Annotated in this window: 23 protein-coding genes; 14 read left to right on the top strand and 9 right to left on the bottom strand. The window is 69.0% G+C overall.

Going from position 1 to position 22444, the window contains the following annotated elements:
- Positions 1-81 precede the first annotated feature (81 nt).
- The 10 genes from ACIQJ5_RS00875 (at position 82) to ACIQJ5_RS00920 (ending at position 8648) form a co-directional block, all read left to right on the top strand.
- Entirely contained in the window at positions 82-651 is a 570-nt protein-coding gene (locus ACIQJ5_RS00875; RefSeq protein ID WP_231090918.1) for a helix-turn-helix domain-containing protein, read from the top strand.
- Positions 652-767: 116 nt separating this feature from the next.
- Positions 768-1559 carry an ATP-binding cassette domain-containing protein gene (locus ACIQJ5_RS00880; protein WP_231090917.1) on the top strand — a complete coding sequence of 264 codons (792 nt, stop codon included), beginning with the start codon at positions 768-770 and terminating at the stop codon, positions 1557-1559.
- Entirely contained in the window at positions 1556-2614 is a 1059-nt protein-coding gene (locus tag ACIQJ5_RS00885) for an ABC transporter permease (RefSeq protein WP_402839899.1), read from the top strand. The genes ACIQJ5_RS00880 and ACIQJ5_RS00885 overlap by 4 nt, the downstream gene beginning before the upstream one ends.
- Before the next feature lie 56 nt (positions 2615-2670).
- On the top strand, positions 2671-3690 hold the full coding sequence (locus ACIQJ5_RS00890) for a substrate-binding domain-containing protein (RefSeq protein WP_402839902.1): 1020 nt from the start codon (positions 2671-2673) through the stop codon (positions 3688-3690).
- 22 nt (positions 3691-3712) lie between these two features.
- A complete protein-coding gene (locus ACIQJ5_RS00895; protein ID WP_402839905.1) occupies positions 3713-4681 on the top strand; it encodes a Gfo/Idh/MocA family protein in 969 nt (322 codons plus the stop codon).
- A complete protein-coding gene (locus ACIQJ5_RS00900; RefSeq protein ID WP_231090913.1) occupies positions 4678-5457 on the top strand; it encodes an amidohydrolase in 780 nt (259 codons plus the stop codon). The genes ACIQJ5_RS00895 and ACIQJ5_RS00900 overlap by 4 nt, the downstream gene beginning before the upstream one ends.
- Positions 5454-5783 (top strand): L-rhamnose mutarotase, encoded by a 330-nt coding sequence (locus tag ACIQJ5_RS00905; protein ID WP_231090912.1) that lies wholly within the window; start codon positions 5454-5456, stop codon positions 5781-5783. The genes ACIQJ5_RS00900 and ACIQJ5_RS00905 overlap by 4 nt, the downstream gene beginning before the upstream one ends.
- Positions 5780-6940 carry an aminotransferase class V-fold PLP-dependent enzyme gene (locus ACIQJ5_RS00910; RefSeq protein ID WP_402839909.1) on the top strand — a complete coding sequence of 387 codons (1161 nt, stop codon included), beginning with the start codon at positions 5780-5782 and terminating at the stop codon, positions 6938-6940. The genes ACIQJ5_RS00905 and ACIQJ5_RS00910 overlap by 4 nt, the downstream gene beginning before the upstream one ends.
- A 68-nt stretch (positions 6941-7008) precedes the next feature.
- Positions 7009-8274 carry a M20 family metallopeptidase gene (locus ACIQJ5_RS00915; RefSeq protein ID WP_402839912.1) on the top strand — a complete coding sequence of 422 codons (1266 nt, stop codon included), beginning with the start codon at positions 7009-7011 and terminating at the stop codon, positions 8272-8274.
- Complete coding sequence (locus ACIQJ5_RS00920; RefSeq protein ID WP_402839914.1) at positions 8271-8648, top strand: RidA family protein; 378 nt, start codon at positions 8271-8273, stop codon at positions 8646-8648. Before ACIQJ5_RS00915 ends, ACIQJ5_RS00920 begins: the two co-directional genes overlap by 4 nt.
- Positions 8649-8727: 79 nt before the next feature.
- Here the strand turns inward: ACIQJ5_RS00920 and ACIQJ5_RS00925 are convergent, their stop codons facing one another.
- The 4 genes from ACIQJ5_RS00925 to ACIQJ5_RS00940 are packed head-to-tail and all read right to left on the bottom strand — an operon-like array spanning position 8728 to position 11000.
- Positions 8728-9492 carry an ABC transporter permease gene (locus ACIQJ5_RS00925; RefSeq protein WP_402839917.1) on the bottom strand — a complete coding sequence of 255 codons (765 nt, stop codon included), beginning with the start codon at positions 9490-9492 and terminating at the stop codon, positions 8728-8730.
- Positions 9492-10277 (bottom strand): ABC transporter ATP-binding protein, encoded by a 786-nt coding sequence (locus ACIQJ5_RS00930; RefSeq protein ID WP_402839920.1) that lies wholly within the window; start codon positions 10275-10277, stop codon positions 9492-9494. Before ACIQJ5_RS00930 ends, ACIQJ5_RS00925 begins: the two co-directional genes overlap by 1 nt.
- Positions 10274-10645, bottom strand: coding sequence for a DUF1048 domain-containing protein (locus ACIQJ5_RS00935; RefSeq protein WP_231090906.1), 372 nt, complete (start codon positions 10643-10645; stop codon positions 10274-10276). Before ACIQJ5_RS00935 ends, ACIQJ5_RS00930 begins: the two co-directional genes overlap by 4 nt.
- A gap of 1 nt (position 10646) precedes the next feature.
- On the bottom strand, positions 10647-11000 hold the full coding sequence (locus tag ACIQJ5_RS00940; RefSeq protein ID WP_402839925.1) for a PadR family transcriptional regulator: 354 nt from the start codon (positions 10998-11000) through the stop codon (positions 10647-10649).
- A gap of 111 nt (positions 11001-11111) precedes the next feature.
- Here ACIQJ5_RS00940 and ACIQJ5_RS00945 point away from each other — a divergent pair, with 111 nt between their 5' ends.
- The gene (locus tag ACIQJ5_RS00945) at positions 11112-12368 is read left to right on the top strand and encodes an alpha/beta fold hydrolase (RefSeq protein ID WP_372459779.1); all 1257 of its coding nucleotides are present in this window, start codon (positions 11112-11114) and stop codon (positions 12366-12368) included.
- Between the two features lie 131 nt (positions 12369-12499).
- Here ACIQJ5_RS00945 and ACIQJ5_RS00950 read toward each other — a convergent pair whose 3' ends face one another.
- Both ACIQJ5_RS00950 and ACIQJ5_RS00955 read right to left on the bottom strand, forming a co-directional pair.
- A complete protein-coding gene (locus ACIQJ5_RS00950; protein ID WP_402839930.1) occupies positions 12500-13933 on the bottom strand; it encodes an MFS transporter in 1434 nt (477 codons plus the stop codon).
- A gap of 84 nt (positions 13934-14017) precedes the next feature.
- Positions 14018-15310 (bottom strand): glycosyl hydrolase, encoded by a 1293-nt coding sequence (locus ACIQJ5_RS00955; protein WP_402839933.1) that lies wholly within the window; start codon positions 15308-15310, stop codon positions 14018-14020.
- Positions 15311-15557: 247 nt separating this feature from the next.
- On the opposite strand from ACIQJ5_RS00955, the gene ACIQJ5_RS00960 reads away from it, so the two are divergent.
- From ACIQJ5_RS00960 to ACIQJ5_RS00970, 3 genes are all read left to right on the top strand, one after another.
- The gene (locus ACIQJ5_RS00960; RefSeq protein ID WP_402839935.1) at positions 15558-16943 is read left to right on the top strand and encodes a glycine--tRNA ligase; all 1386 of its coding nucleotides are present in this window, start codon (positions 15558-15560) and stop codon (positions 16941-16943) included.
- Positions 16944-17222: 279 nt separating this feature from the next.
- Positions 17223-17702: an S-ribosylhomocysteine lyase gene (locus ACIQJ5_RS00965; protein ID WP_402839938.1), complete on the top strand. Its 480-nt coding sequence runs from the start codon at positions 17223-17225 to the stop codon at positions 17700-17702.
- 126 nt (positions 17703-17828) lie between these two features.
- Positions 17829-18437, top strand: a complete 609-nt coding sequence (locus ACIQJ5_RS00970; protein ID WP_402839941.1) for a tetratricopeptide repeat protein — start codon at positions 17829-17831, stop codon at positions 18435-18437.
- 427 nt (positions 18438-18864) lie between these two features.
- On the opposite strand, the gene ACIQJ5_RS00975 is transcribed toward ACIQJ5_RS00970, so the two are convergent.
- Genes ACIQJ5_RS00975 through ACIQJ5_RS00985 form a run of 3 tightly spaced genes read right to left on the bottom strand, consistent with a single transcriptional unit; the run spans position 18865 to position 22312 of the window.
- A complete protein-coding gene (locus tag ACIQJ5_RS00975; RefSeq protein WP_402839944.1) occupies positions 18865-20250 on the bottom strand; it encodes an MFS transporter in 1386 nt (461 codons plus the stop codon).
- Positions 20247-21173: a polysaccharide deacetylase family protein gene (locus ACIQJ5_RS00980; RefSeq protein ID WP_402839947.1), complete on the bottom strand. Its 927-nt coding sequence runs from the start codon at positions 21171-21173 to the stop codon at positions 20247-20249. Before ACIQJ5_RS00980 ends, ACIQJ5_RS00975 begins: the two co-directional genes overlap by 4 nt.
- A complete protein-coding gene (locus tag ACIQJ5_RS00985; RefSeq protein ID WP_402839949.1) occupies positions 21170-22312 on the bottom strand; it encodes an ROK family protein in 1143 nt (380 codons plus the stop codon). Before ACIQJ5_RS00985 ends, ACIQJ5_RS00980 begins: the two co-directional genes overlap by 4 nt.
- Positions 22313-22444: the final 132 nt, after the last annotated feature.

Consider the following 22444-nt stretch of genomic DNA (forward strand, 5'->3'; position numbering starts at 1 on the left):
GTCTCCTTGGATGAGGGTCAACGGTGACCAGAAGCGATCGACAGAGCGAACGATGGAATGTTCTGTACTATAACCGTCATCATGAATGAAGACCAGCCCGTATCGCCGCTCGCCGACAACATCCGCAAGTGGCGGGAGCGGCGCGGACTGAGCGTGTCCGCCCTGGCGCGTGAAGCGGGGATCTCGAAGTCCACGGTCTCCGAACTGGAGCGGGGAAACGGAAATCCCTCCCTCGACACCCTCTGGTCGCTGGCCCGTACGCTCAATGTCCCGCTCGGCGGTCTGTTCGCGGTCGCGGTCGGGGCCGGTGACAGTGAACTGCGACGGCTGGTCGATGCTCCGGTCATCGCCCGCTCCGGCGATGACTTCATCGCGCAGCTCATGGCGAGCTGGCAGGGTGCCGGTGAGGTGGAGGTGTCCGTGGTGACCCTCGCCCCCAATGCGGAGCGCAACTCCCGCGGGAACGCGCCCGGTGTCGTCGAGCGCGCACTCTGTGCTGACGGGATCATCGAGGTGGGGCCGGCGGACAAGCCCGTCGTGCTCACTCCGGGGGACATGCTGACCTTCCGCGCCGACCAGCCCCACATCTACCGCGCGCGTGAAGATGGCGGGCGGTTGTTCGTCGTGCAGCAGTATCCGCCGGCGATCTGAGCGACTCCGCTCACGCGGGGGCTTGCGCGCCGCCGCGAGGGTCTGCTTCAATGTGACTGTTCGACAGAGCGAACGATGGACCTCTCTGTAGAACGACACGAGTCGAAGGAGACCGAATGGACAACGCGACGACGCAAGTCGCGTCCTCAGCCCCGCAGCCGATCGTTCGCGTCCGTGACGTCGCGAAGAGCTTCGGGCACGTGCGCGCCCTCCGCGGGGCGAGCCTGGACATCTACCCGGGCGAGGTCCTCGCCCTGATCGGCGACAACGGCGCGGGAAAGTCGACGCTGTCCAACGTCCTCGCCGGCGTGCTCGACCCCGACCAGGGCGAGGTTCTCGTGGGCGGCGATGCGATGACTCTCGGCAGCGTCGCGGCTGCTCGTTCGCACGGCATCGAGATCGTGTATCAGGACCTTGCGCAGGCGCCCGACCTCTCGGTGACGCAGAACTTCTTCCTCGGGCGTGAGCTCGTGCAGCCGGGCCCTCTGGGGTTGCTCGGCAAGCTGGACGAGAAGACGATGCGTGCTCGCACCAAGGAGGCCATGTCGCTGCTCGGCGCCCAGGTGCCATCGCTCACGGCCCCGGTCAGCGCACTGTCGGGTGGGCAGCGCCAGGCCATCGCGGTGGCGCGCGCGGTGATGTGGGCCAAGACGGCGATCCTCATGGACGAGCCGACCGCCGCCCTCGGGGCGCGGCAGACCGCCATGGTGTACGACGCCGTCCGTGCCGCCGCGGAGCGCGGACTCGCCGTGGTGCTGGTGTCCCACGACATCCCCAAGATGATCGACTTCGCCGACCGGATCGCCATCATGCGCCACGGCCGGGTGGTCGAGCAGATGACGACCGGAGGGCTCCAGCTCGTGGATGTCCTCACCACGATGCTCTCCGCGAAGGAGGAAGCGGCATGACCACCACCACCGATCTCCCCGCCGCGGCGGCCACGTTCGACAGCAGCGAGCCCACGTTCACCAGGCGGCTGTTCACCTCCACGGCCTTCCTGATCGCGATCGTCGTGGTCGCGCTGATCATCCTCTTCGGGGCACTGTCACCCAACTGGGTGTTCCTGGGCGCGACGAACTTCCGCAACCTCGCGCTCGACTCCGCGCAGCTGGTTCTGCTCGCCATCGGCATGACGTTCCTGCTCGGCGCCGGAGAGCTCGACCTCTCCATCGGCGCGAACGTCATCCTGTCCTCTGTCGTCGGCGCGAAGGTCATCACCGCCGTAGGCGGCAGTCCCGAGCAGGTCCTCGCGGGGCAGTACGAGAACGCGGGCATCGCGATCCTGCTCGGCCTACTGGCGTCGCTGGCAACCGGATTGCTGTTCGGTCTCGTCAACGCCACCCTCATCAACCTGCTGCGCGTGAACTCCTTCGTCGTCACCCTCGCGATGATGAGCGCCGGCCTCGGCCTGGCGTACATCGTGACCAACGGCGTCAACGTCAGTTCGCTGCCCCGCGACATGCAGCGCGGCTTCGGCACCGCGAACCTGTTCGGGGTGATCCCGGTCCCCGCCCTGATCGCGGTGGCCGTGGGCATCATCGCCTGGTTCGTGATGACGCGACTCCGATTCGGGGTGCACACCCTTGCGCTCGGATCGTCGATCCGCTCGGCCGAGCGCGCCGGCATCAACGTACGGGCGCACCGCATCAAGCTGTTCATGGTCATGGGCGGCATCTGCGGTCTCGTCGGCTTCGTGGAGATCTCGCGATTCCTCACCACGAACATCCAGGGCCACCAGGGCGATGCCCTCGCAGCCATCGCCGCCGTCGTGATCGGCGGCACCAGCCTCTTCGGCGGTCGCGCCTCGGTGCTGGGTTCCATGGTCGCCGCCATCATCCCCGCCGTCCTCATCAACGGACTGGTGATCCTGCGCGTCGGCTCGTTCTACCAGCTGGTGGTCACCGGAATCATTCTGCTGATCGCCGTCGGCATCGACCAGCGACGCCGCGCGCAGACGAAGTAGTCATCCCGCAGTACCCGAACCGCCGATTCCGGCATGAGACATCCAATGGAGGAGAAGTGCTCATTCGCAACAAACGCTCCCGCATCGCCCCGTTCATCGCGATCGGGGCGGGCCTGGCCCTCGCCCTCGCGGGCTGCACGTCGCCCGACGACGAAACGCCTGCGGCAACGGGTGGCGCCGAGCCGGGCGCCCAGCCCACCGTCGCATTCGTCGCCGCACAGATGACCGCCACCTACTTCCAGGTGATGCAGTGCGGTGCGCAGGAGGCGGCCGAGAAGTACGACGTGCGCCTGGACTGGCAGGGCGACGCCAACTGGGACCTGCAGACGCAGACGCCGCTCATCAATGCGGCGATGCAGCTCAAGCCCGCGGGTCTCGTGCTCGTCCCGACCGACCCGGCAGGGCTGGTCGGCACGGTGGAGGACATCGCCACGGCAGGCACGCCGGTGATCACCGTCGACGGCTCCCTGGACCAGCAGGTCGAGCTTCAGAACATCCGCACCGACAACGTCTCGGCGGGTGCGCTCGCCGCCGATGCGCTGGCGCAGTCGATCGGTGAGAAGGGCACGGTCATGGTGATCGCCTCGTTCCCGGGCGTCGCCGCCAACGCCGAGCGCGTCGACGGATTCACGGCGCGCATGGCCGAGGCCTACCCCGACGTGACGGTGCTTCCCACCGAGTACTCCGAGGCCGATCAGGCCAAGGCATCGCAGAAGGCGTCGGCGGCGCTCACCGATCCCGATCTGAAGGGCATCTACACCACCCTCGCCCCCGCGTCCGCCGGTGCGGCCGCAGCGATCGAGGGTGCGGACAAGGTGGGCCAGGTCAAGCTCGTCGCATACGACGCCGATCCCTCCCAGATCGAACAGCTCAAGAGCGGTGTCTACGAGGCCCTGGTGGCGCAGGACCCCTATGGGCTCGGTTACGACTCCGTGGAGCGGATCGCGAAGATCGTCTCCGGTGAGTCGAGCGCCGATGACCTCGAGTACCAGGAGTTCGTGAACGCCTTCATCATCACGAAGGACAACGTCGACTCCGAGGAAGCTCAGCGCTACATCTACAAGCCCACCTGCTGACCCTCGCACGAAAGGACCCGCGATGACCCTCCGCCATCCCTCCGCCACTCCGCTGCGCGTCGCCGTCGTGGGCGCGGGTCCTTTCGGGCGCGCGCACGCCCTCGAACTCGCCCGCACCCCCGCAGTGGAACTCGCGGCCATCGTCGCGCCATCGGCCGAGCGCCGCGACGCACTCGCCACCGAGACGGGAGCCGCGCTGTCGCTCGCCGATCTCCGGCCTCTCCTGGACGGCGCCGTCGACGCCGTGGTGATCAGCGCCGCCGCGGCGGTGCAGGCGGGGATCGCCGTGACGGCGCTCACCGCGGGCGTTCCGGTCCTGGTGGAGAAGCCCGTCGCCATCGATCAGGCGGCGCGCGAGCGACTGCGCCGTGCCGCTGCGCAGTCCTCCGCGTGGCTCATGCCCGGGCACATCCTGCGCTTCTCCGCGCCGCATGCCGAGGTCCGCGAGGCGGTGCGCTCGGGGGTGGTGGGCCGCGTGCGCTCGCTGTCGTTCCGCCGTCATCGCGGGCTCGATCACCAGGCACTGTTCCCGGCGGTGCACCCGGTGCTGATGACGATGATCCACGACATCGATCTCGCGCTCTGGCTGACCGGCGATCGCATCGAGACCGTGTCCAGCACGGAGATCCGTACCGCGGCTCATCCGCAGCCGCTGGCGGTCTCGGCACGAGCCCGCACGAGCGCGGGAACGGAACTGTCGTTCGAGGTGTCGTGGTCGCTGGGCGCCGGGCAGCACCTTCCCGATGCGCTGGAGGTCATCGGAGAGGACGGCACTCTTGCCCTTCGCCAGGACGCCCGCGTCATTGGGCCCACGGGACCCGCCGACGATCACCTCACCCCCGCTCATCCGTATGGCGCGCTCGCCGCAGAGCAGCAGGTCTTCCTCAGCGCCGTCCGATCCGGCAACGCGCCCACCGCCGTGACGCTCGACGAGGCACTGCACGGCCTCGAGGTCGCCGAGCGGATCATCATCGCGGGAGCCGTGACGTGAGCGGGCGCTTCGATTCGCACATCCACCTCTTCGAGCACGGATACAGCGGTGATCGTCCGGCCGGTGCCGAGCTGGCCGACTACCTCGCGCTGCGACGGGAGCACGGGATCGACCGCGCTCTCGTGGTGGGGTACGAGGGAGAGCCGGCGTACGCGGGCAACAACGATCACATCGTGGACCTGGCCGTCGAGCACCCCTGGATCCATCCGGTGCTCTACCTGGCGGAGACGGCCCGGCGCCTGCCCGACGCCGTCCGGGCGGGCAGAGCCGACGGCGTCTCCCTGTATCCGACCCGTCGCGTCGCGGCCGAGCTCTGGGATGAGCTCGACGGGCTCGGCGCGGTCGTGTCGGTGAACGTTCCCGCGGATCGCGCGGATCTGATCCGCGATGCCGTGCACGTCGAGCGCGCGGCAGTCCTGGTGAGCCACCTGGGCCTGCCGGGTGCCGCCGGAGCGGCCGGGGACCCGCTTCAGGACCGGTTGCGCGCGATCCTGGACCTCGCTGTGAACCCGCGGATCTTCGTGAAGCTGTCCGGTCTCTATGCGATCGACCCGCGTTTTCCCCATGCGGGCGCCCGCGCGGCGTTCGAACTGATCGCGGACGCCTTCGGCCTGGAACGGCTGTGCTGGGGGTCCGACTTCTCTCCGGTCCTCGGTGCGGTCAGCGCCGAGGAGGCCATGACCCTTCCGGACTGGGTTGCCGGGCAGCTGCGGACGAGCGAACGGGACGCGGTGCTCGGCGGCAACCTCCATCGCCTGATGGGCGGGGCCGGATGACCGCGTTCTGCTACGTGTTCGAGCTGCTGCCCGGCGTCGACGACGAATACGACCGTCGCCACGCCGAGCTCTCCCCGCTCGTGGTCGACGCGATGCACGCGGCCGGAATCGACGATTTCCGGCTCTTCCGCCGCGACCGGCTGGTGATCGCCGTCGGATCCGCGGATCGCCCGGTGCCGGAGGTCTTCGCAGCGCTGGAACGTGACCCCGCGAACCGCGAGTGGAGCGACTCCATCCGCCGCCTGATGAGCCGGGCGACCGATGAGACCGGCTCGCTGCTGTTCGCCGATGAGATCTGGCGTCTGCCAGGAAAGGACTCTGCATGACCCCCCACGCTTCTCCGGGCGCACGAGCGCTGATCCCGCGGGATCACTTCATCGGTCTATCCGACGACGTGAGCTACCTCTACACCGGCGCCCACGCCCCCGCCCTGCGCGTGGTTGAGGACGCGATGGTGACCGCGTACCGGGCGAAGAGCCGTGCCGAGGACGGACGCTCGATCCTGTTCGGCGCCGAGGCTCAGGCCCGCGCCGACGTGGCGCGGCTGGCGGGGATGCGGGCGGAGGACGTCGCCTTCCTCGGCGACGCCTCCACGGCCTGGAGTGCGATCGCCAACGGCTGGGCCTTCCGCCCCGGCGACAACGTGGTCGTCAACGAGTACGAGCATCCCGCGGTGTTCGCGCCGTTCCTCCGGCTGCGTGAGCACGGGCTCGACGTGCGCGTCGTGCCGCGCGGTGACGACTGGGAGATGTCGTCGCAATCGGTGCTCGATGCCTGCGACGAGCGCACGGTCGCTTTGTGCGTCAGCCACGTGGGCTACATGACCGGGCTGAAGCACGATCTGAGCGCGCTGGGCGAGGGGGCTCGCGAACGAGGAATCCCGTTCCTCGTGGACGTGTCGCACTCGCTCGGGGTGTCCACCATGGATCTCTCCCACGCAGCGCTCGTGGTGAGCGCCTCCTACAAGTGGACGCTGGGACCGTATGGCGTGGGGATCGTGGGCTGGAATCGCGACCTGCTCGCGGACTTCCGCCCGGGGGCCGTGGGCTGGCGTTCCCTGGAGGACATCTTCACCGATCGTCGCTTCGAGGAGCTCAACTGGAACGCCGATGCCTCGCGCTTCCAGATGGGCGCTCCCGCCCTCTCCGACATCGCAGGACTGGGTGCGTCGAGCGCGCTGCTGGGCGACATCGGCATCGAGCGGATCGAGGAGCACGTCGCCGCGATCGTCGCCGACGCGGACCGGCGGCTGCGGGATGCGGGACTGAACGTGATCACGCCTGCCGACCCCGCACGCCGTGCGGGGAACCTGGCTGTTGCGGTGGCCGACGGCGAAGGAGTGGCCGCAGAGCTCGCGCGCCGGGGCGTACTGGCCTGGGGCGGCGACGGACGGGTGCGCGCGTCGTTTCACGCGCTCAACGACCTCGGCGACGCCGAGCGCTTCGCCCACGAACTGGCGGCCGTGGTGAAGGAGCGCTCATGACCGACGGAGCACTCACGCCTGATGGAGCACTCACGCCTGATGGAGCACTCACGCCTGATGGAGGTCTGATGACCGATGCCGTCTCCCGTGTCGATGCCCTGCTCGCAGAGTGGGAGGGGGAGCTGATCGCCACACTGTGCGAACTGATCGCGATCGACTCCCAGATCCCTCCCTTCGCGGATGAGCGGGCGATCATCGCGGATCTTCGCGCTCGCTGCGAAGCGTTCGGCATCGCCGATGAGGTCACGGTGCTGGGGCCTGCCCCCGAGCGTCCGAGCATGCTCGTGCGTCATCGCGGCGTTGGCGGAGGACCGGCTCTGATGCTGAACGGACACGTCGACACCAAGCCGGTGGGTGAGGCGCGTGCACTGTGGCGGAGCGATCCTCATCAGGCCACCCGCCGTGGGGACGACATCGTCGGCCTCGGCGCCAACGACATGAAATCCGGGGTGGCTGCGATGCTGTTCGCGGCGCGCGCGGTGCGGGCGGCGGGCCTGCGCCTGCGCGGTGACCTCGTTCTGGGGTTCGTCGCCGACGAAGAGGACGGCGCCAATGAGGGCTCGCGCTACATCGCCCCGCTGATCGAAGACGTCGACGCGGTCCTCATCGGCGAGCCGAGTGGCTGGGAGCGCGACTGGCAGCGCATCCATCTGGTCTCGCGCGGCGTCTGCTGCTTCCGCATCATCGTCACCGGCACCCAGATGCACTCGAGCCTGTCGGACCGGATGCGGAGCGTGAACGCGTCGGTGAAGGCTGCCGGGCTCATGCATCGCATGCGCGACGCACTGCGGCTCACGCACCGGCCCCACCCGCTGGGTGATGTCGGCCCGACCCTCAATGTGGGGGTCATGATCAGCGGCGGCACCTACTTCGGCGTCGTTCCGGGCCACGCGGAGTTCGCGTGCGATGTACGCACCGTTCCCGGGATGACCCAGCAGTCCGTGGCCGCGGATCTGGACGCCTGGCTCGCCGCCGAGCGTGCCGCGGATCCCGATCTACAGGTGAGGTTCGAGTTCGACGAGACGCTCGCCTGGATCCCGTACAGCGAGATGGATCTGGACCATCCCCTCGCCGCTGCGACGGCGCGCGCGGCCGCAGACGTGCTCGGAGAAGCACCGGAGTTCGGCGTCTTCCCCGGCGGAACCGACGCCCCCTGGTACAGCCAGGCCGGCATCCCCGCGCTGCCGTCGTTCGGGCCGGGCATGCTCACCAGCGCGCACGGACCGAACGAGTTCGTGAGCGTGCGCAGTGTGCTGGAGGCCGCGCGCATCTACGCGCGCATCATCGTGGACTTCTGCGGCATCGCAGACGAGAAGGAAGGACCCCTGTCATGAGCGCACCGCGACTGATCAGCACCGACACCGCCCCCGCCCCGGGCGGACATTACTCGCAGGCGGTCGCCGTCGGCGACGTGATCTTCACCGCCGGTCAGGTGGGGCTGGACCCGGTGACGGGGCAGAAGGCCGCGACCTTCGCCGGCGAGGTGCGTCAGAGCCTGGAGAACCTGCGTGCGGTGCTGCGCAGCGAGGGGCTGGAGCTGACCGATGTGGTGCGGACGATGTGCCTGCTCACCGACACCGCGGACTTCGCCGAGTTCAATGCGATCTACGCCGAGGTGTTCGGAGAGCATCGACCGGCGCGATCGACGTTCGCCGTGGGACTGGCCGGTGGCTTCCGCTTCGAGATCGAGGCGATCGCATCGCGCTGATCGGTGCCCGAACCGCCACGAACCGCCTCCGGGGCACGCAGGTGCCGGAGACGGTTCGTGATGGTTCGCGCAGCAGGAGTCACCGGATGCGCTTCCGGTAGACGGCGATCGCGAATCCGTAGGCCACGATCAGGAGCCCCACCAGCCATGCGAGCGCCACCCAGATCGCGGAGCCGACCGGTTCGCCGGCGAACAGGGCGCGGATCGTGTTCACGATCGAGGTCACCGGCTGGTACTCGGCGAACCAGGCCACGGGGCCGGGCATCGTCGAGGTGGGAACGAAGGCGGAGCTGATGAAGGGCAGGAAGATCAGCGGGTAGCTGAAGGCGCTGGCCCCGTCCACCGTCTTCGCGGAGAGCCCGGCGATCACGGCCAGCCAGGTGAGCGACAGCGTGAACAGCGTGAGGATGCCGACGACCGCCAGCCATGCGCCCACAGAAGCGCCGGTGCGGAAGCCGAGCGCGAACGCCACGCCCACCACGATCGCGACCGACACCAGGTTGGCCACCAGCGAGGTGAGCACGTGCGCCCACAGCACGCTGGAGCGCGCGATCGGCATGGACTGGAACCGCTCGACGATGCCGCCCTGCAGATCCAGGAACAGCCGGTACGAGGTGTACGCGATGCCCGAGGCGATCGTGATGAGCAGAATGCCCGGAAGCATGTAGTCGATGTACGAGCCGGGGGCTCCCGTGCTGATGGCGCCGCCGAGCACGAACACGAACAGCAGCATCAGGGCGATGGGCGTCACCGCGGTGGTGATGATGGTGTCGGGGCTGCGCAGGATGTGCCGCAGGGAGCGACCGGTGAGAACGGCTGTGTCGCCGAGGACGTGACTGGTCATCACGCGGCCTCCTTCTGAGTCGTGCCGGTGCCGGCGCTGGGGCCGACGAGGGCGAGGAAGACCTCCTCGAGGGTGGGCTGCTTCTCGACGTACTCGACCTTGGCCGGCGGCATCAGGCCCGTGAGTTCGGCGAGCGTGCCGTTCTGGATGATGATTCCCTCGTGCAGGATGGCGATCCGATCCGCCAGCTGTTCCGCCTCATCGAGGTACTGCGTGGTCAGCATCACGGTGGTGCCGCGCTCGGCGAGCTGCTTCACCGTCTGCCACACCTCGATCCGCGCCTGCGGGTCCAGGCCGGTGGTCGGCTCGTCGAGGAAGATCACCGGAGGGTTTCCGATGAGGCTCATCGCGATGTCGAGCCGACGACGCATACCGCCGGAGTACGTGCCGGCGCGGCGGGAGCCGGCGTCCGTGAGGGAGAAGCGCGCGAGCAGGTCGTCGGCGATCGCCCCCGGGTCGGGGAGGTGGCGCAGCCTCGCCACGAGAACCAGGTTCTCGCGACCCGTGAGCACCTCGTCCACGGCGGCGAACTGCCCGGTGAGGCTGATCGACTCGCGGACCTGGTCGGCGGCCGTGGCCACATCGAAGCCCTGGATGGTGGCCGATCCGCCGTCGGCCGTGAGGAGCGTCGAGAGGATGCGCACCAGGGTTGTCTTTCCCGCGCCGTTCGAGCCGAGCAGGGCGAAGATGCTGCCGTGCTCCACCTCGAAGTCGACGCCGCGGAGCACGCGAAGCTCACCGAACGACTTGGTGATGCCCCGGACGCTGATGGCTGGGCCGGTCATGATCGGGTTTCCTTTCCTGCGGCCTCGTCGATGGCGCGGGTGAAGCGCGCGCGCTCCTTGTCGATCCATTCCCGTCCGGCGTAGGCGCGGGCGAACGTCTCGGCGAAGTCGACCGGGTCGTCTCCGACGATCGCGCGCACCGGGGTGCCGTCCACCGATGCGGTCTCCCACAGGTCGGCGAGGTCGGTGAACATGCGGGTCATGGTGTCGCCGTCGGTGATGCCGCTGGCGTACATGAGGTAACGGTGCATCGCCTCCGCCGCGGTGGCGTACGGCTGGGGGAGGGCCTCGATGCGGGCCTTGTCGGTGCGGTACTGCTTCTTCTGCTCGAGGGATCCGGTGATCACTTCGATCCACTTGGCGGCCATGTCAGGCTCCTTCGTTCGTGTTGCTGCGGGTGTCGGTGTGGCGGAGCTGGTCGATGTGCTCTGCGAGGAAGCTCCACGTCCTCCAGAACTCGGCGAGCTGATCCCGCCCCTGTGCGTTGAGGGAGAAGACCTTGCGCGGCGGTCCCTTTTCCGAGGGCACCTTCTCCACATCCACCAGGCCGCGCTGCTCGATGCGCACCAGGAGTGCGTACACGGTGCCCTCGGCGATGTCCGTGAAGCCGCCGTCGCGCAGTCTGGTGGTGATCTCGTACCCGTAGGCCGATCTCTCGGCCAGGATCGCCAGCACGATGCCTTCGAGCGTGCCCTTGAGCATCTCGGTCATCTGACTTGCCATCGCGATCGCCTCCTCTACTCAGCGTTATTGACTACCGGTAGAAAGTAACACTGAGTACGGGTACTTAGCAACAGTGAATAGCAACTTTTTTCGGCTGACCCCGGCCCTACGATGGGAGCCGTGACCACCACCACCCGCCGCATGCTGGATCTCACCGTCGACGACCACGTCATCACTGTCCCGCTGGTGTGGGGTGACGACTCCGACACGCGCACCCTCGACGTCCATGCCGCGGTGATCACGCGCGAGGGCGGGGAGAACCTGCCGTATCTGACGTTCCTCCAGGGCGGGCCGGGCAACGAGGCGCCGTCGCCGTTCCATGCACCGCTCGCCCCCGGATGGCTGGATGCCGCGCTCCAGGACTACCGCGTGGTGATGCTCGACCAGCGCGGCACCGGCAAGTCCACGCCGGTGAGCGATGCGATCCTGGAGTCCGGCATCGATGTGGCCGAGTACCTCACGCACCTTCGAGCCGATGCCATCGTCCGCGACGCGGAGGCGATGCGTGAGCACCTCGGCGCCCGCACCTGGAACACCCTCGGGCAGTCCTTCGGCGGGTTCACCACTCTCGCGTATCTGACCACGGATGCGGCTTCCCTCGACGACGTGTACATCACCGGAGGGCTCAGCGCCGTCGGCCGTCACCCGGACGACGTGTACGCCCTCTGCTACGACAAGATGCGCGTGATGACCGAGCGCTACTACCGGCGCTTCCCCGAGCACCGCGACGCCATGCGCCGCCTGGTCGACCTCGCCGATGCGGGGGACATCGTCCTGCCGGGCGGCGAGGTGGTGTCGGTGTCGCGGCTGCGCTCCATCGGCTCAGCGCTGGGCGACGACAACGGCTGGCAGCGCCTCTGGGGTGTGCTGGACGCCGACCCGAGCACCAACGCGTTCCGCTACGACCTCGCAGCCCTCATGCCGTTCGGCGGGCGAAACCCGCTGTACTACGTGTTCCACGAATCCAGCTACGCCGACGGATTCGCCACGAACTGGTCGGCCGAGCGCACGGAGCCGCAGGACTACCGCGAGGACGTCACGCTCTTCACGGGTGAGCACGTGCGACGCGACTGGGTCCGCACTGTTCCCGCCTTCCAGCCGTGGGCCGATGTCGTGGACACCCTCGCCGCCCACGAGTGGCCGAAGCTGTACGACGCAGCCGCCATCGCGGCGTCCGACGCGACCGGGGCGGCATCCATCTACGTCAACGACGTGTACGTCCCCGTGGAGTTCTCACTGGAGACGGCGGATCTGATCCCGGGTGTGCACACCTACGTCACCAGCGCGAACGAGCACTCCGGGCTCCGCACCGGATCCGCCGTGCTCCCGCACCTCATCGACCTCGCCCGGGGTCGCGCCATCCGCTGATCCGCAGTGCGCGTGGCGTCAGGTCGGGACGGGGGGCTGTCGCGAAAAGAGGGGATTGTCGTGCAAAGAGGGCAGAACGCAGCGCAGCATCCTGTTTTCGCGTGAATCTCCTCGTTTGGTGACGCCGCGCTTCACTCCGGCAGGGCGGGGTGCGCTTCCCGGTGGCCGCGACGCGGAATGCACAGCGCCAGCACGAGGGCGATGACCGCCGCTCCCGCGCCGAGGGCGAAGGAGATCCGGAATGCCTCCGGGCTCGGGACGGCGGAATCGCCGAACGGAACGGTGTCCGCGGCGAGCACGGCGGCCACCACGGCGGCGGCGATGCTCGTGCCGAGTGAGCGAAACAGCGAGTTCAGTCCGTTCGATGCTCCCGTCTCGCTTGCGGGGACGGAGCGCATGATGAGCATCGGCATGGCGGCGTAGCCGAAGCCGATGCCGAATCCGATGAGGATGTTGGCCACCAGGATCTGCCAGATCTCGGTGCTCCACAGCAGGGTGAACACGTAGGCGGCGATGATCGACGCGGATCCCAGAATGAGGAGGAGCTGCGGCCCGACGGCTCGTGACAGGCGGCCCGACAGCGGCGACAGGATCATCATCACGATGCCCGAGGGCATCACGATGAGGCTGGCGGACAGCAGGGAGAGGCCGAACCCGGACCCCGATTCGACGGGCAGCTCCAGCACCTGGGGATAGACGACGTTCGAGGCGAACAGGCCGAATCCGAGTGCGATGGAGGCCAGATTGGTCAGCAGCACTGGGCGGCGCGCGGCTACGCGAAGATCGAGCAGCGGCTCGGACGTGCGCAGCTCGTACCATCCCCAGGCCAGCAGCACGACCACACCGCCGATTCCGGAGGCCAGCGTGGGAGGCGACAGCCAGCCCCACGAGGCGCCGCGGGAGATCGCCAGCAGGATGCCGAGCAGGCCGGCCGCGAGGCCCACCGCGCCCACCACGTCGAAACGCCCGCCGGAGCGCAGCACGCTGACCGGGATGATCCAGGTCACCAGGACGAACACGATGGCGCCGAGCGCGGCGGCGATCCAGAACAGCAGGTGCCAGTCGACGTTCATGGTGATGAAGGCGCTCACCGGCAGCCCGATCGCGCCTCCCACGCCGAGCGTGGCGGAGATCAGCGCGATCGACGAATCGATGCGGTCCTCATGCAGCACGTCCCGTAGTACCGAGATTCCGAGCGGGATCACGCCGGTGGCGGCGCCCTGGAGCACCCGTCCCAGCACCATCCAGGTGAGGTCGTGCGACAGGGCTGCGATGACCGATCCGGCGATGAGGATCCCGAGCAGCACCAGGATGATCCGGCGCTTGCCGTACATGTCGCCGAGCCGGCCCGCGATCGGGGTGATCACGGCGGCGGAAAGCAGCGTCGAGGTGACCACCCAGGCGGTGTCGTCGCGGCTGGCGCCCAGCAGCTCCGGGAGGGCCGCCTGAATCGGCACCACGAGCGTGAACATGAACGACGAGGACAGTCCCGCCACGGCGAGCACGGCGACCACGGCGGCCGGATTGGGCGTTCGGGTCAGATTGCGTCGTTCGTCTCGTGCCACTGATCCACCCTATGCGCGCCCGCGACGCCTCCGGCCCGATGGTGGGGGACCGGAGGGGCGTAGCCGAGTGCCGGTGCTGCGCGTTCAGCCAACCACGGTGTTGTTCGACGAATAGGTGCCGACGCCCGTGGCGAGATCGGGGCGCACCAGCTCGGTGATGCGGCGTCGGGCGAGTGCGGCGGGATCCGCGGCGGTGGCCGAGGTGACGAAGGTCGGGTCCGCGCCCGCGGTGGTGGCATCCACCCAGGCCTGGAAGATCGCGCCCCCGGGGCTCATCGCACCGCGGCTGACCGGGATCTCCTCCTCATCCACTTCGATCACGATGCCGACTGATCGCTGCGGCGCCGGGCGCCGCTCGCGAAGCTCCGGGATGATCTCGGCGAATCGGCGACCGATCGGCTTGGCGGCGCCGTCGTTGTCGATGAGCCCGAGCGAGTACTCCAGCTCCGGGTAGTCCGCGAGGCTGCGGCTGACATCGTGCGAGCACCACCAGGTGATGCCCCACAGGTTCTCGGTTCGCACGGCCGAGCGCACGGTGGCCTCGAGGAAGTCGGGCGTCTCGGAGGGTTCCAGGCAGTTGGACGGTGCCCCCACCTCCTGCAGCCACACCGGACGCTGCGGGTCGGTGGCGAACGCGCGGGACAGCTCGATCATGTACTCGGCGTGGCGGTCGGAGGCGATCGAGCGGCCGCCGTAGCGCTGCGCGGTTCCGTTGAAGATCCACGAGTGGATCGTCGTCATCGCTCCCAGGCGGGCGGCGTGGGCGGGGACGAATCCGTGCCCGTCCATGTACCAGGCCGCGTCGTACTCGCTGTGCACGTGCTGGTGCCCGGGCGCGGCACGGTCGGCCGCAGCGAGCAAGGTCGTGATCCAGGTGCTCGCCTCAGCGGGGGTGACCGGCCACTGATGGGGGTGCGTCTCTGCCGAGAACTGATTCGTCTCGTTGCCCAGCGTGAAGCCGAGGAAGTTCCTGGCGTCGCCCAGCGCTGCGCCGAGCCGCTCGACCAGCGCCACCTGTCCGCTGAGTGCATCGGGGTGGGTGAACATGTTCTTGTCGTGCCAGGTGAACAGCCACGACGGGATGAAGTCGAAGCTCGAGAGGTGGCCCTGGATGACATCGACGCTCGCGTCCAGGCCGAACTCCGCAGCCACGTCGACAACGGCTCGGACGTCGGCGACCGCGCTGTCGCGGATCAGGGTGCGGTTGGGCTGGAGCACCGTCCAGAGCGGGAAGACCCGCACATGATCCAGCCCCAGCTCGGCGAGGCCGGCGAAGTCGCGGCGCACGTCGTCGAGATCCAGATCGAGCCAGGAGTGCATCCACTCCGTGGCGGGAGTGTAGTTCGCGCCGAAGCGCAACGGGGTGTCGAGCGGCATCTGAGGCTCCGGATCCACGGGTCGGCGAGCGGGAACGGTTTGACTATAGCGATTTAGTTGAGGTGTCGGAAGGCGCCGATCGATCCGGGGGTGGAACACACATGGACGGCGGGTCGGGCGGGGGAGGGGAACGGGTTGCCGGTCCGCCGTCCCGGGTAGACTCAGACAGGCGCGGCCTCCCGCGCCTCTCCCGCGTTCTCGCACCGTTCCCGCGTTCGCGCACCACAAGACGACCATTGGAGCCACCGTGGCCGAGCAGTCCCGCCTCGACAAAGTCATCGCCCTCGCCCGCCACCGCGGGTTCGTGTTCCAAGCGGGTGAGATCTACGGCGGTTCGCGTTCGGCTTGGGACTACGGCCCCCTCGGTACCGAGCTGAAGGAGAACATCCGCCGGCAGTGGTGGCAGACCTTCGTGCGCGGCCGCGGCGACATGGTGGGCCTGGACTCCTCGGTGATCCTTCCCAAGCGCGTCTGGGAGGCGTCCGGTCACGTCGCCACCTTCACCGACCCGCTCGTGGAGTGCCTGAGCTGTCACAAGCGGTTCCGCGAGGACACCATGATCGAGGACTTCGAAGCCCGCAAGGGCCGCACCCCGCAGGGCGGCCTCGCGGAGATCGCCTGCCCGAACTGCGGTACGCGCGGTCAGTGGACCGAGCCTCGGGCGTTTTCCGGTCTGGTGAAGAGCTATCTCGGTGTGGTCGATGACGAGTCCGGCCTGTACTACCTCCGCCCCGAGACGGCTCAGGGCATCTTCGTGAACTTCGCGAACGTGGTCACCGCGGCGCGTAAGAAGCCGCCTTTCGGCATCGGTCAGGTGGGCAAGGCGTTCCGCAACGAGATCACGCCCGGGAACTTCATTTTCCGCACCCGCGAGTTCGAGCAGATGGAGATCGAGTTCTTCGTGCCGCCGGCCGAGGCGGACGAGTGGTTCCAGCACTGGGTGGAGGCGTGCTGGAACTGGTTCATCGACCTGGGCCTCAGCCCCGAGAACATGCGCCAGTTCGACGTCCCCGAAGACGACCGCGCGCACTACTCGGCGGGCACGATCGACTTCGAATACCGCTTCGGCTTCCCCGGCAAGGAGTGGGGTGAGCTGATGGGAGTGGCCAACCGCACCGACTACGATCTCTCCAGCCACACCGAGGCCTCGGGCACGAGCCTGACCTATTTCGACCAGGCATCCGGCGAGCGGTACACGCCGTATGTGATCGAGCCCTCGTTCGGTCTCACCCGCTCGATGATGGCCTTCCTCGTCGACGCGTACGAGGAAGAGGAAGTGCCCAACGCCAAGGGCGGCACCGACACCCGCACGGTGCTGAAGCTCGACCCGCGCCTGGCCCCCGTCAAGGTTGCCGTGCTCCCGCTCAGCCGTAACGAGAAGCTCTCGCCCCTCGCCCGTCGGGTGGCGGACGAACTGCGCGGTCGCTGGGTGATCGACTTCGACGACGCCGGTGCGATCGGTCGTCGTTACCGCCGCCAGGACGAGATCGGCACCCCGTTCTGTGTGACCATCGACTTCGACTCGCTCGAGGACGACGCGGTCACCGTGCGCGACCGCGACACCATGGCGCAGGAGCGCGTCGCGCTCGCCGATCTCAACGCATACCTCTCGGAGCGTCTCAAGGGCGCGTGACCCGATAGCCGGAAAACGCCTCGCCGCATCGCCGGCGGGGCGTTTTCGTTTGCTCGTGGCGGGTTCGTGGCTCGGCGAGCGTTGGATTGCATGGACGGCGCGGGGTGTGCGTGTGTGCCACGGCGCGTAATCGGATGCGGTGTCCGGCCGGTGGCTGGGCGAGCGTTGGATTGCATGGACGGCGCGGGGTGTGCGTGTGTGCCACGGCGCGTAATCGGATGCGGTGTCGGGCCGGTGGCTCGGCTAGCGTCGAATCAGCCCCCCGCGAGAAGGAGAGACATGGCCGAGATCGAGAGCTTCACCCTGGACCACACCGCCGTCAAGGCGCCGTACGTGCGGCTGATCGCCGTGGAGCGGGGACCGAAGGGGGATGCGATCTCGAACTTCGACGTGCGCTTCGTGCAGCCGAACGAGGGCGAGATCCCGACGGCCGGTCTGCACACGATCGAGCACGTGCTCGCCGGGCTTCTGCGCGACCACGTCGACGGTGTCATCGACATCTCGCCGTTCGGCTGCCGCACCGGTTTCCACCTGATCGTGTGGGGAGAGCCCGCGGTCGCCGACATCGTCTCGGGTATCGCGCAGAGCCTGCACGCCATCGCGGAGACCGTCACCTGGGAGCAGGTGCCCGGCGTCTCCGCCGTGGAGTGCGGCAACTACCGCGACCACAGCCTCCACTCGGCGCGTGAGTGGTCGCGCCTGATCCTCGAGCGCGGGATCAGCAGCGACGCCTTCGAGCGCGTCGACGTCGTTCACTGACGCGACGCCCCCTGACGGGAGGGAAAACGCAGCGCAGACAGGGTTCCGTGCCGCGTTTTTCCGCTCCGACCGGGGCATGACGTTCGCAACGGCCCTGACGCTCCCGGCTGCTGGCAGGATCGGAGCATGGCGACGGATCACGGTGGGGCCGCGAACGAGATCGGGGATGACAGCGCCGCCGTCATCGCGCGGGCCCAGCTGCTGCTGGCCGCTGGAGAGGCATCGGCGGCGAACCACGTGCTCGACCGGTACCTTCGCGCGCATCCGCATGACGGCCAGGCGCTGATCGAGCTGGCGCAGGTGCTCGTCATGCAGGGCGACGCCGACGCCGCCGAGCGCACTGCGGCCGAGGTGGTGGACGATCCCCGCTTCGCTCCGTGGGCGCGTGCCATGCTGGCGCAGATCATCGCGCTCGATCCTGAGCGTGCGGGGGAGTCCCTGGAGTGGTCCCGTTCGGCGGTGCACGCCCTTCCCACGGCGCCCGGTCTGCGGATCCTGCTCGCGCTCCGTCTCGGATCCGCCGGCCAGACCGAGGAGGCGCTGCGGGAGATCGACGCCGCTCTCGCCCTCGCGCCCGACGATGCCCTGGTGCGCGCCGACCTGCACGTGCATGCGGCGCGTGCGCTCGTCGACGCGCCCGGCGGGCGGGCGGAGGCCCGGACGCACCTGGTCACTGCGCTCCAGCTGGATCCGAGTAACGAACTCGCTGCACGCCTGGTGGCCGCGCTGGGCTGACGGCCGGGCATATCTGCGTGATGGGCTGACGCCCGCGCGCATCTGATTGCCGCGCTCCCGCTCGGTCCGAGTGATGAGCTCGCTGCACGCCTGGTTGCCGCGTTGGGCTGACGGCCGGGCACGTCTACGCGATGGGCTGACGCCCGCGCATCTGGTTGCCGCGCTCCCGCTCGGTCCGAGTGATGAGCTCGCTGCACGCCTGGTTGCCGCGTTGGGCTGACGCCCGCGCATATCTGGTTGCCGCGCTCCCGCTGGATCCGAGTGATGAGCTCGCTGCACGCCTGGTGGCCGCGTTGGGCTGACGCCCGCGTCGATCAGCGGGAACGGATCGACGCGGACGTCAGCTGCGTGACCGGCCGGTGCGGGGGCAGAGGGCCGACCGGTCATCCCCCGGGCCAGCCGTTCGGGTTCGGCTGGCACGGGTGGTCTATTCGGAGGTGTCCGCCACGGGCGTCCTCATCTCTTCGGGGGGTGTCAGGATCCCGACTGCGTCACGGGTGCGCAGCGGGAACCAGAGGAAGCAGAGCCACGCCAGCGCCGACAGCGCCGCGGGGATGATGCCCACGAGGGCGCGGATGCCCCCATCGACACCCGGCGCCTGCGCATCGCCGGCTGCGGCGTCGTAACCGCACACGGCGAGCACCACCGCGAACACCACGGCCTGCACGATTACCGAGCCGCGCACCACGAATCCGTTCACGCCGAAGTAGACGCCTTCGCGCCGCAGGCCGGTGCGCTCGGCGTCCTCGTCGATCACCTGGGACAGCGCGATCTCCAGCAGCTGCAGGATGCCGGACACCCCGACTCCCACCACGGCACCGACGCACATCGCACCGATCAGCCCGGGAACCAGCGCGTACCCTGCGGCGGACACCGTGAACACCGCGACCGATGCGAGCAGAGCCGATCGTGGCGTCGTGCGGCGTACGAACCAGGACCACAGCGGCAGGGTGACGAGAGCTGCGAGGAAGACGGACGCCAGCAGCAGCGTTCCGGACGTATCCGGCTCGGACAGGCTGTAGCGGACGTAGAACGGCAGCGCAGCGATGAGGACGGCCAGCGCAGACTGCATGAGGAGCGAACCGAGCACATACGGAACGAACGCGCGATTGCCGAAGGTGTAGCCCAGCTGCTGACGCCATGTGAGGGGCACCGCTTCGGGCTGAGCGGTCTGCGTCGCGGGGCGCTCGATCATGCCACGGAACGACCACGCGAAGAACGCGGCGCATACCCCGATGAGCACGCCCGCCATCCCGGCCCATCCGATGGTGCCGTACAGCAGGGGAGCCAGAGCCGTCCCCAGGATCATGCCGAGCAGCCCGAAGAGCTGGCGCGGTGTGTTCCCCCGTGCCCGTTCCGCCGTCGTGCGGAAGAGCTCCGGGAACAGCGCCGAGACGTTGAGCACGACGGCGACGAAGGCGATGTCGTAGAGGGCGACGACGACCACGAACCAGGCGACCAGCGCGCCTGCGGGCAGCTCTGGCGGAAGCCAGATGAGGGCGAACGAGACCAGCAGCGGAACGACCCCGAGGCCGATCCACGGCACGCGGCGGCCCCAGCGGGTTCGCGCGCGATCGGAAACCGCGCCCACCAGCGGGTTCAGCAGGGCGTTGAGGATGCCATGGGCGACCATCGCAGCGCCGATCCAGGCGGCCGGCACGCGCAGATGGTCGACGTAGAAGAACACCACGAACGCGGCGAAGGTCTGCGACATCAGCTGGATGGGGAAGGCCGAGGCGCCGAACGCCACCGCGCGTTCGCGGCTGATGGCGCCCGTCAGCCGGCGGTCACGGAGGCGGGAGATCAGGCTCATCGGCCCGACTCCGCCCGTTGCAGGCTGCGCAGGCGCCGCCATCCCACGCGCACGAGTCGTTCGTCGGTGATCGCCGCGATGACGGCGGGATCGGCGAGCAGACGATGCTCGAAGCCGCGCTTGGTGGCGGCGTAGTCCACCGTGGCGTGCAGCTCGTCGTCATCGATCATCGGGTGCAGGTAGATCTCGGTGAGTCCGGCCGGCACCGCCCGCAGCAGCTCGATGAAGCCGTCGCGCACGCTCTCGTACGTCTCTTCGTCGGCAGTGCCTTCGCCCACGAGTTCGAACGGATGCGACCACAAGCGATCCGGGATGACCACGCCGAGTGCGTCCGCGGCGGCCGCCGCGGCGTCCAGCCGTGCCTGCTCCGCCTCGGGCAGCCCCATGCCGTCGATGAAGCGGGGCAGACGGAACGGCAGACCGTGCTCGGCGGCCAGGCGCAACACCGGTGCGAGGAAGTCGCGTCCCGTGGTGAGGCCGTACACCGAACCCATGTGGTTGTCGAGGTGGGTCACGTCGACGCCCGCGTCCAGAGCGGTGCGCAGCTGCGCCCGCAACTCGGCCTCGACATCCGCGTCGGCCGCGCGCAGCTCCACCTCGCGTACGCCCATGGGGAAGTGGCCGGAGGCATCCACCAGGGTGGTGCCGATGCCGGTGAGCGGGCGCCAGCGATAGTTGCGCCATTCACTGGTGAGCACCAGGTGGACTCCCACGTCCCAGGCCGGACGAGCCGCGGCGAAGGCGAGTGCCTGTGGCGACCAGGCGCACGGGGTCATGAGCGTGGTGGAATCGAGCGCGCCGGCATCGAGGAGGTCAGCGATCGCCGTGTTCGCGGCGCGGCACATGCCGAAGTCGTCGGCATTGATGATGATCGCGCGGGCGTCTGCGCCCAGTCCGAGGCGCTGCGTGAGGGGTGCGGTCATGGGGCGCTCCTTCGCGGGGCGGGGCCGTCATCGAGCAGACGCGAGAAGACGAGATCCACCAGCAGTTCGGCGAGCTGGGCTGCTGCTCCCTGCAGCGGGCCGTCTTCACCGAGCGTCGAGGTCTCGATCGGGATGCGGAGCGGCCCGGCTTCCCGGCGGACGGCGGCGATCACGCGCTCCGGCAGCGAGCCCATCGCGGCGTAGTCGGCCAGGACAACGGCATCGGGATCCAGCATCAGGGTGAGGGAGCCGGCCGCGAAAGCCAGTCGCCGGGCGATCTCGTCCAGCACCCGGTCGGCGCCGCGGTGTCCTGCCTGCGCCGCAGTGAGCAGGTCGGGCAGGAGCTCGGGGGCATCGGCCGCCCGGGCGAGGTGCGCGATCACCTGCTCGCTCAGCGCGGGGGAGCCGATCTCCACACCCGGTTGCGGAACGTAGGCGACCTCGCCGGCGAGCCCGCGACCGCCGCGGTGGACTCGACCATCCACCACGAGCCCGGCTCCGAGCCCATCGCGCAGCGACAGTACGGCGAAGGTCCCGGACCGAAGGGCCAGCTTCGCGCGAGCGAGAAGGGTCAGGTCGTTGTCCAGCACCACCGCACACCCCAGGTCCTCGGCGAGGCGGTCGTGCAGGTCGGTGCCCGGCGGGAGGTAGCCCGGGAGTTCAGCGATGGTACGGCCATCGGCGGCGATCACGGCGGGAGTCGCGACGACGACGGCCTCGGGGACTCGGCCGGCAGCCTCCGCTGCCGCACGGACGGTGGCCACGGCCGTTGTCGCCACGCGGCCGGCATCGGCCTCCTCGGTTCGCGCGCGGCCCAGCTCGGTGCCGGCGAAGTCATGCACGGCGGCGGTGACGTGGTGGCGCGTGATGTGCACCACCGCTCCGGCGGCAGCATCCGGGGCCACCTCGTACAGCGTCGCGGCCGGGCCGCGGCGGGCATGGTCCAGGCCGGCGTCTCGCACCACTCCCGCGGCCACGAGGCGGGAGAGGGTCTGCGTCACCGTGGTGCGGGAGAGGCCGGTCGCCGCCACCAGCTCGGGACGGCCGAGAGGGGAGCGCCGAGCGATCTCCGCGAACAGCGCGCGTGCGTTCAGCTCCCAGAGCACGCCCTGATCGCCGGACAGCGTTGTTGCGAACACAGCGGACTCCCTTCCGTCCGAGTGAGTATGACGGAAAGTGTCATACTCGCGCAAGAGGCGTCACGATGCGTCACCGGATGCGGTGCTGCGGCCCGTGCCGCCTAGCCTCGGAAACATCCCCACACGAGAGCG

It is taken from the genome of Microbacterium sp. GXS0129 (assembly GCF_044769785.1).
Taxonomy (GTDB): Bacteria; Actinomycetota; Actinomycetes; order Actinomycetales; family Microbacteriaceae; genus Microbacterium; species Microbacterium nymphoidis.

Coding starts and splice junctions, on each gene's coding strand:
- ACIQJ5_RS00895 (WP_402839905.1), top strand. CDS start 3,713: ATGACCCTCCGCCATCCCTCCGCCACTCCGCTGCGCGTCGCCGTCGTG.
- ACIQJ5_RS00945 (WP_372459779.1), top strand. CDS start 11,112: ATGGGAGCCGTGACCACCACCACCCGCCGCATGCTGGATCTCACCGTC.
- ACIQJ5_RS00930 (WP_402839920.1), bottom strand. CDS start 10,277: ATGACCGGCCCAGCCATCAGCGTCCGGGGCATCACCAAGTCGTTCGGT.
- ACIQJ5_RS00910 (WP_402839909.1), top strand. CDS start 5,780: ATGACCCCCCACGCTTCTCCGGGCGCACGAGCGCTGATCCCGCGGGAT.
- ACIQJ5_RS00920 (WP_402839914.1), top strand. CDS start 8,271: ATGAGCGCACCGCGACTGATCAGCACCGACACCGCCCCCGCCCCGGGC.
- ACIQJ5_RS00965 (WP_402839938.1), top strand. CDS start 17,223: ATGGCCGAGATCGAGAGCTTCACCCTGGACCACACCGCCGTCAAGGCG.
- ACIQJ5_RS00935 (WP_231090906.1), bottom strand. CDS start 10,645: ATGGCCGCCAAGTGGATCGAAGTGATCACCGGATCCCTCGAGCAGAAG.
- ACIQJ5_RS00905 (WP_231090912.1), top strand. CDS start 5,454: ATGACCGCGTTCTGCTACGTGTTCGAGCTGCTGCCCGGCGTCGACGAC.
- ACIQJ5_RS00880 (WP_231090917.1), top strand. CDS start 768: ATGGACAACGCGACGACGCAAGTCGCGTCCTCAGCCCCGCAGCCGATC.
- ACIQJ5_RS00925 (WP_402839917.1), bottom strand. CDS start 9,492: ATGACCAGTCACGTCCTCGGCGACACAGCCGTTCTCACCGGTCGCTCC.
- ACIQJ5_RS00885 (WP_402839899.1), top strand. CDS start 1,556: ATGACCACCACCACCGATCTCCCCGCCGCGGCGGCCACGTTCGACAGC.
- ACIQJ5_RS00955 (WP_402839933.1), bottom strand. CDS start 15,310: ATGCCGCTCGACACCCCGTTGCGCTTCGGCGCGAACTACACTCCCGCC.
- ACIQJ5_RS00915 (WP_402839912.1), top strand. CDS start 7,009: ATGACCGATGCCGTCTCCCGTGTCGATGCCCTGCTCGCAGAGTGGGAG.
- ACIQJ5_RS00975 (WP_402839944.1), bottom strand. CDS start 20,250: ATGAGCCTGATCTCCCGCCTCCGTGACCGCCGGCTGACGGGCGCCATC.
- ACIQJ5_RS00980 (WP_402839947.1), bottom strand. CDS start 21,173: ATGACCGCACCCCTCACGCAGCGCCTCGGACTGGGCGCAGACGCCCGC.
- ACIQJ5_RS00940 (WP_402839925.1), bottom strand. CDS start 11,000: ATGGCAAGTCAGATGACCGAGATGCTCAAGGGCACGCTCGAAGGCATC.
- ACIQJ5_RS00875 (WP_231090918.1), top strand. CDS start 82: ATGAATGAAGACCAGCCCGTATCGCCGCTCGCCGACAACATCCGCAAG.
- ACIQJ5_RS00970 (WP_402839941.1), top strand. CDS start 17,829: ATGGCGACGGATCACGGTGGGGCCGCGAACGAGATCGGGGATGACAGC.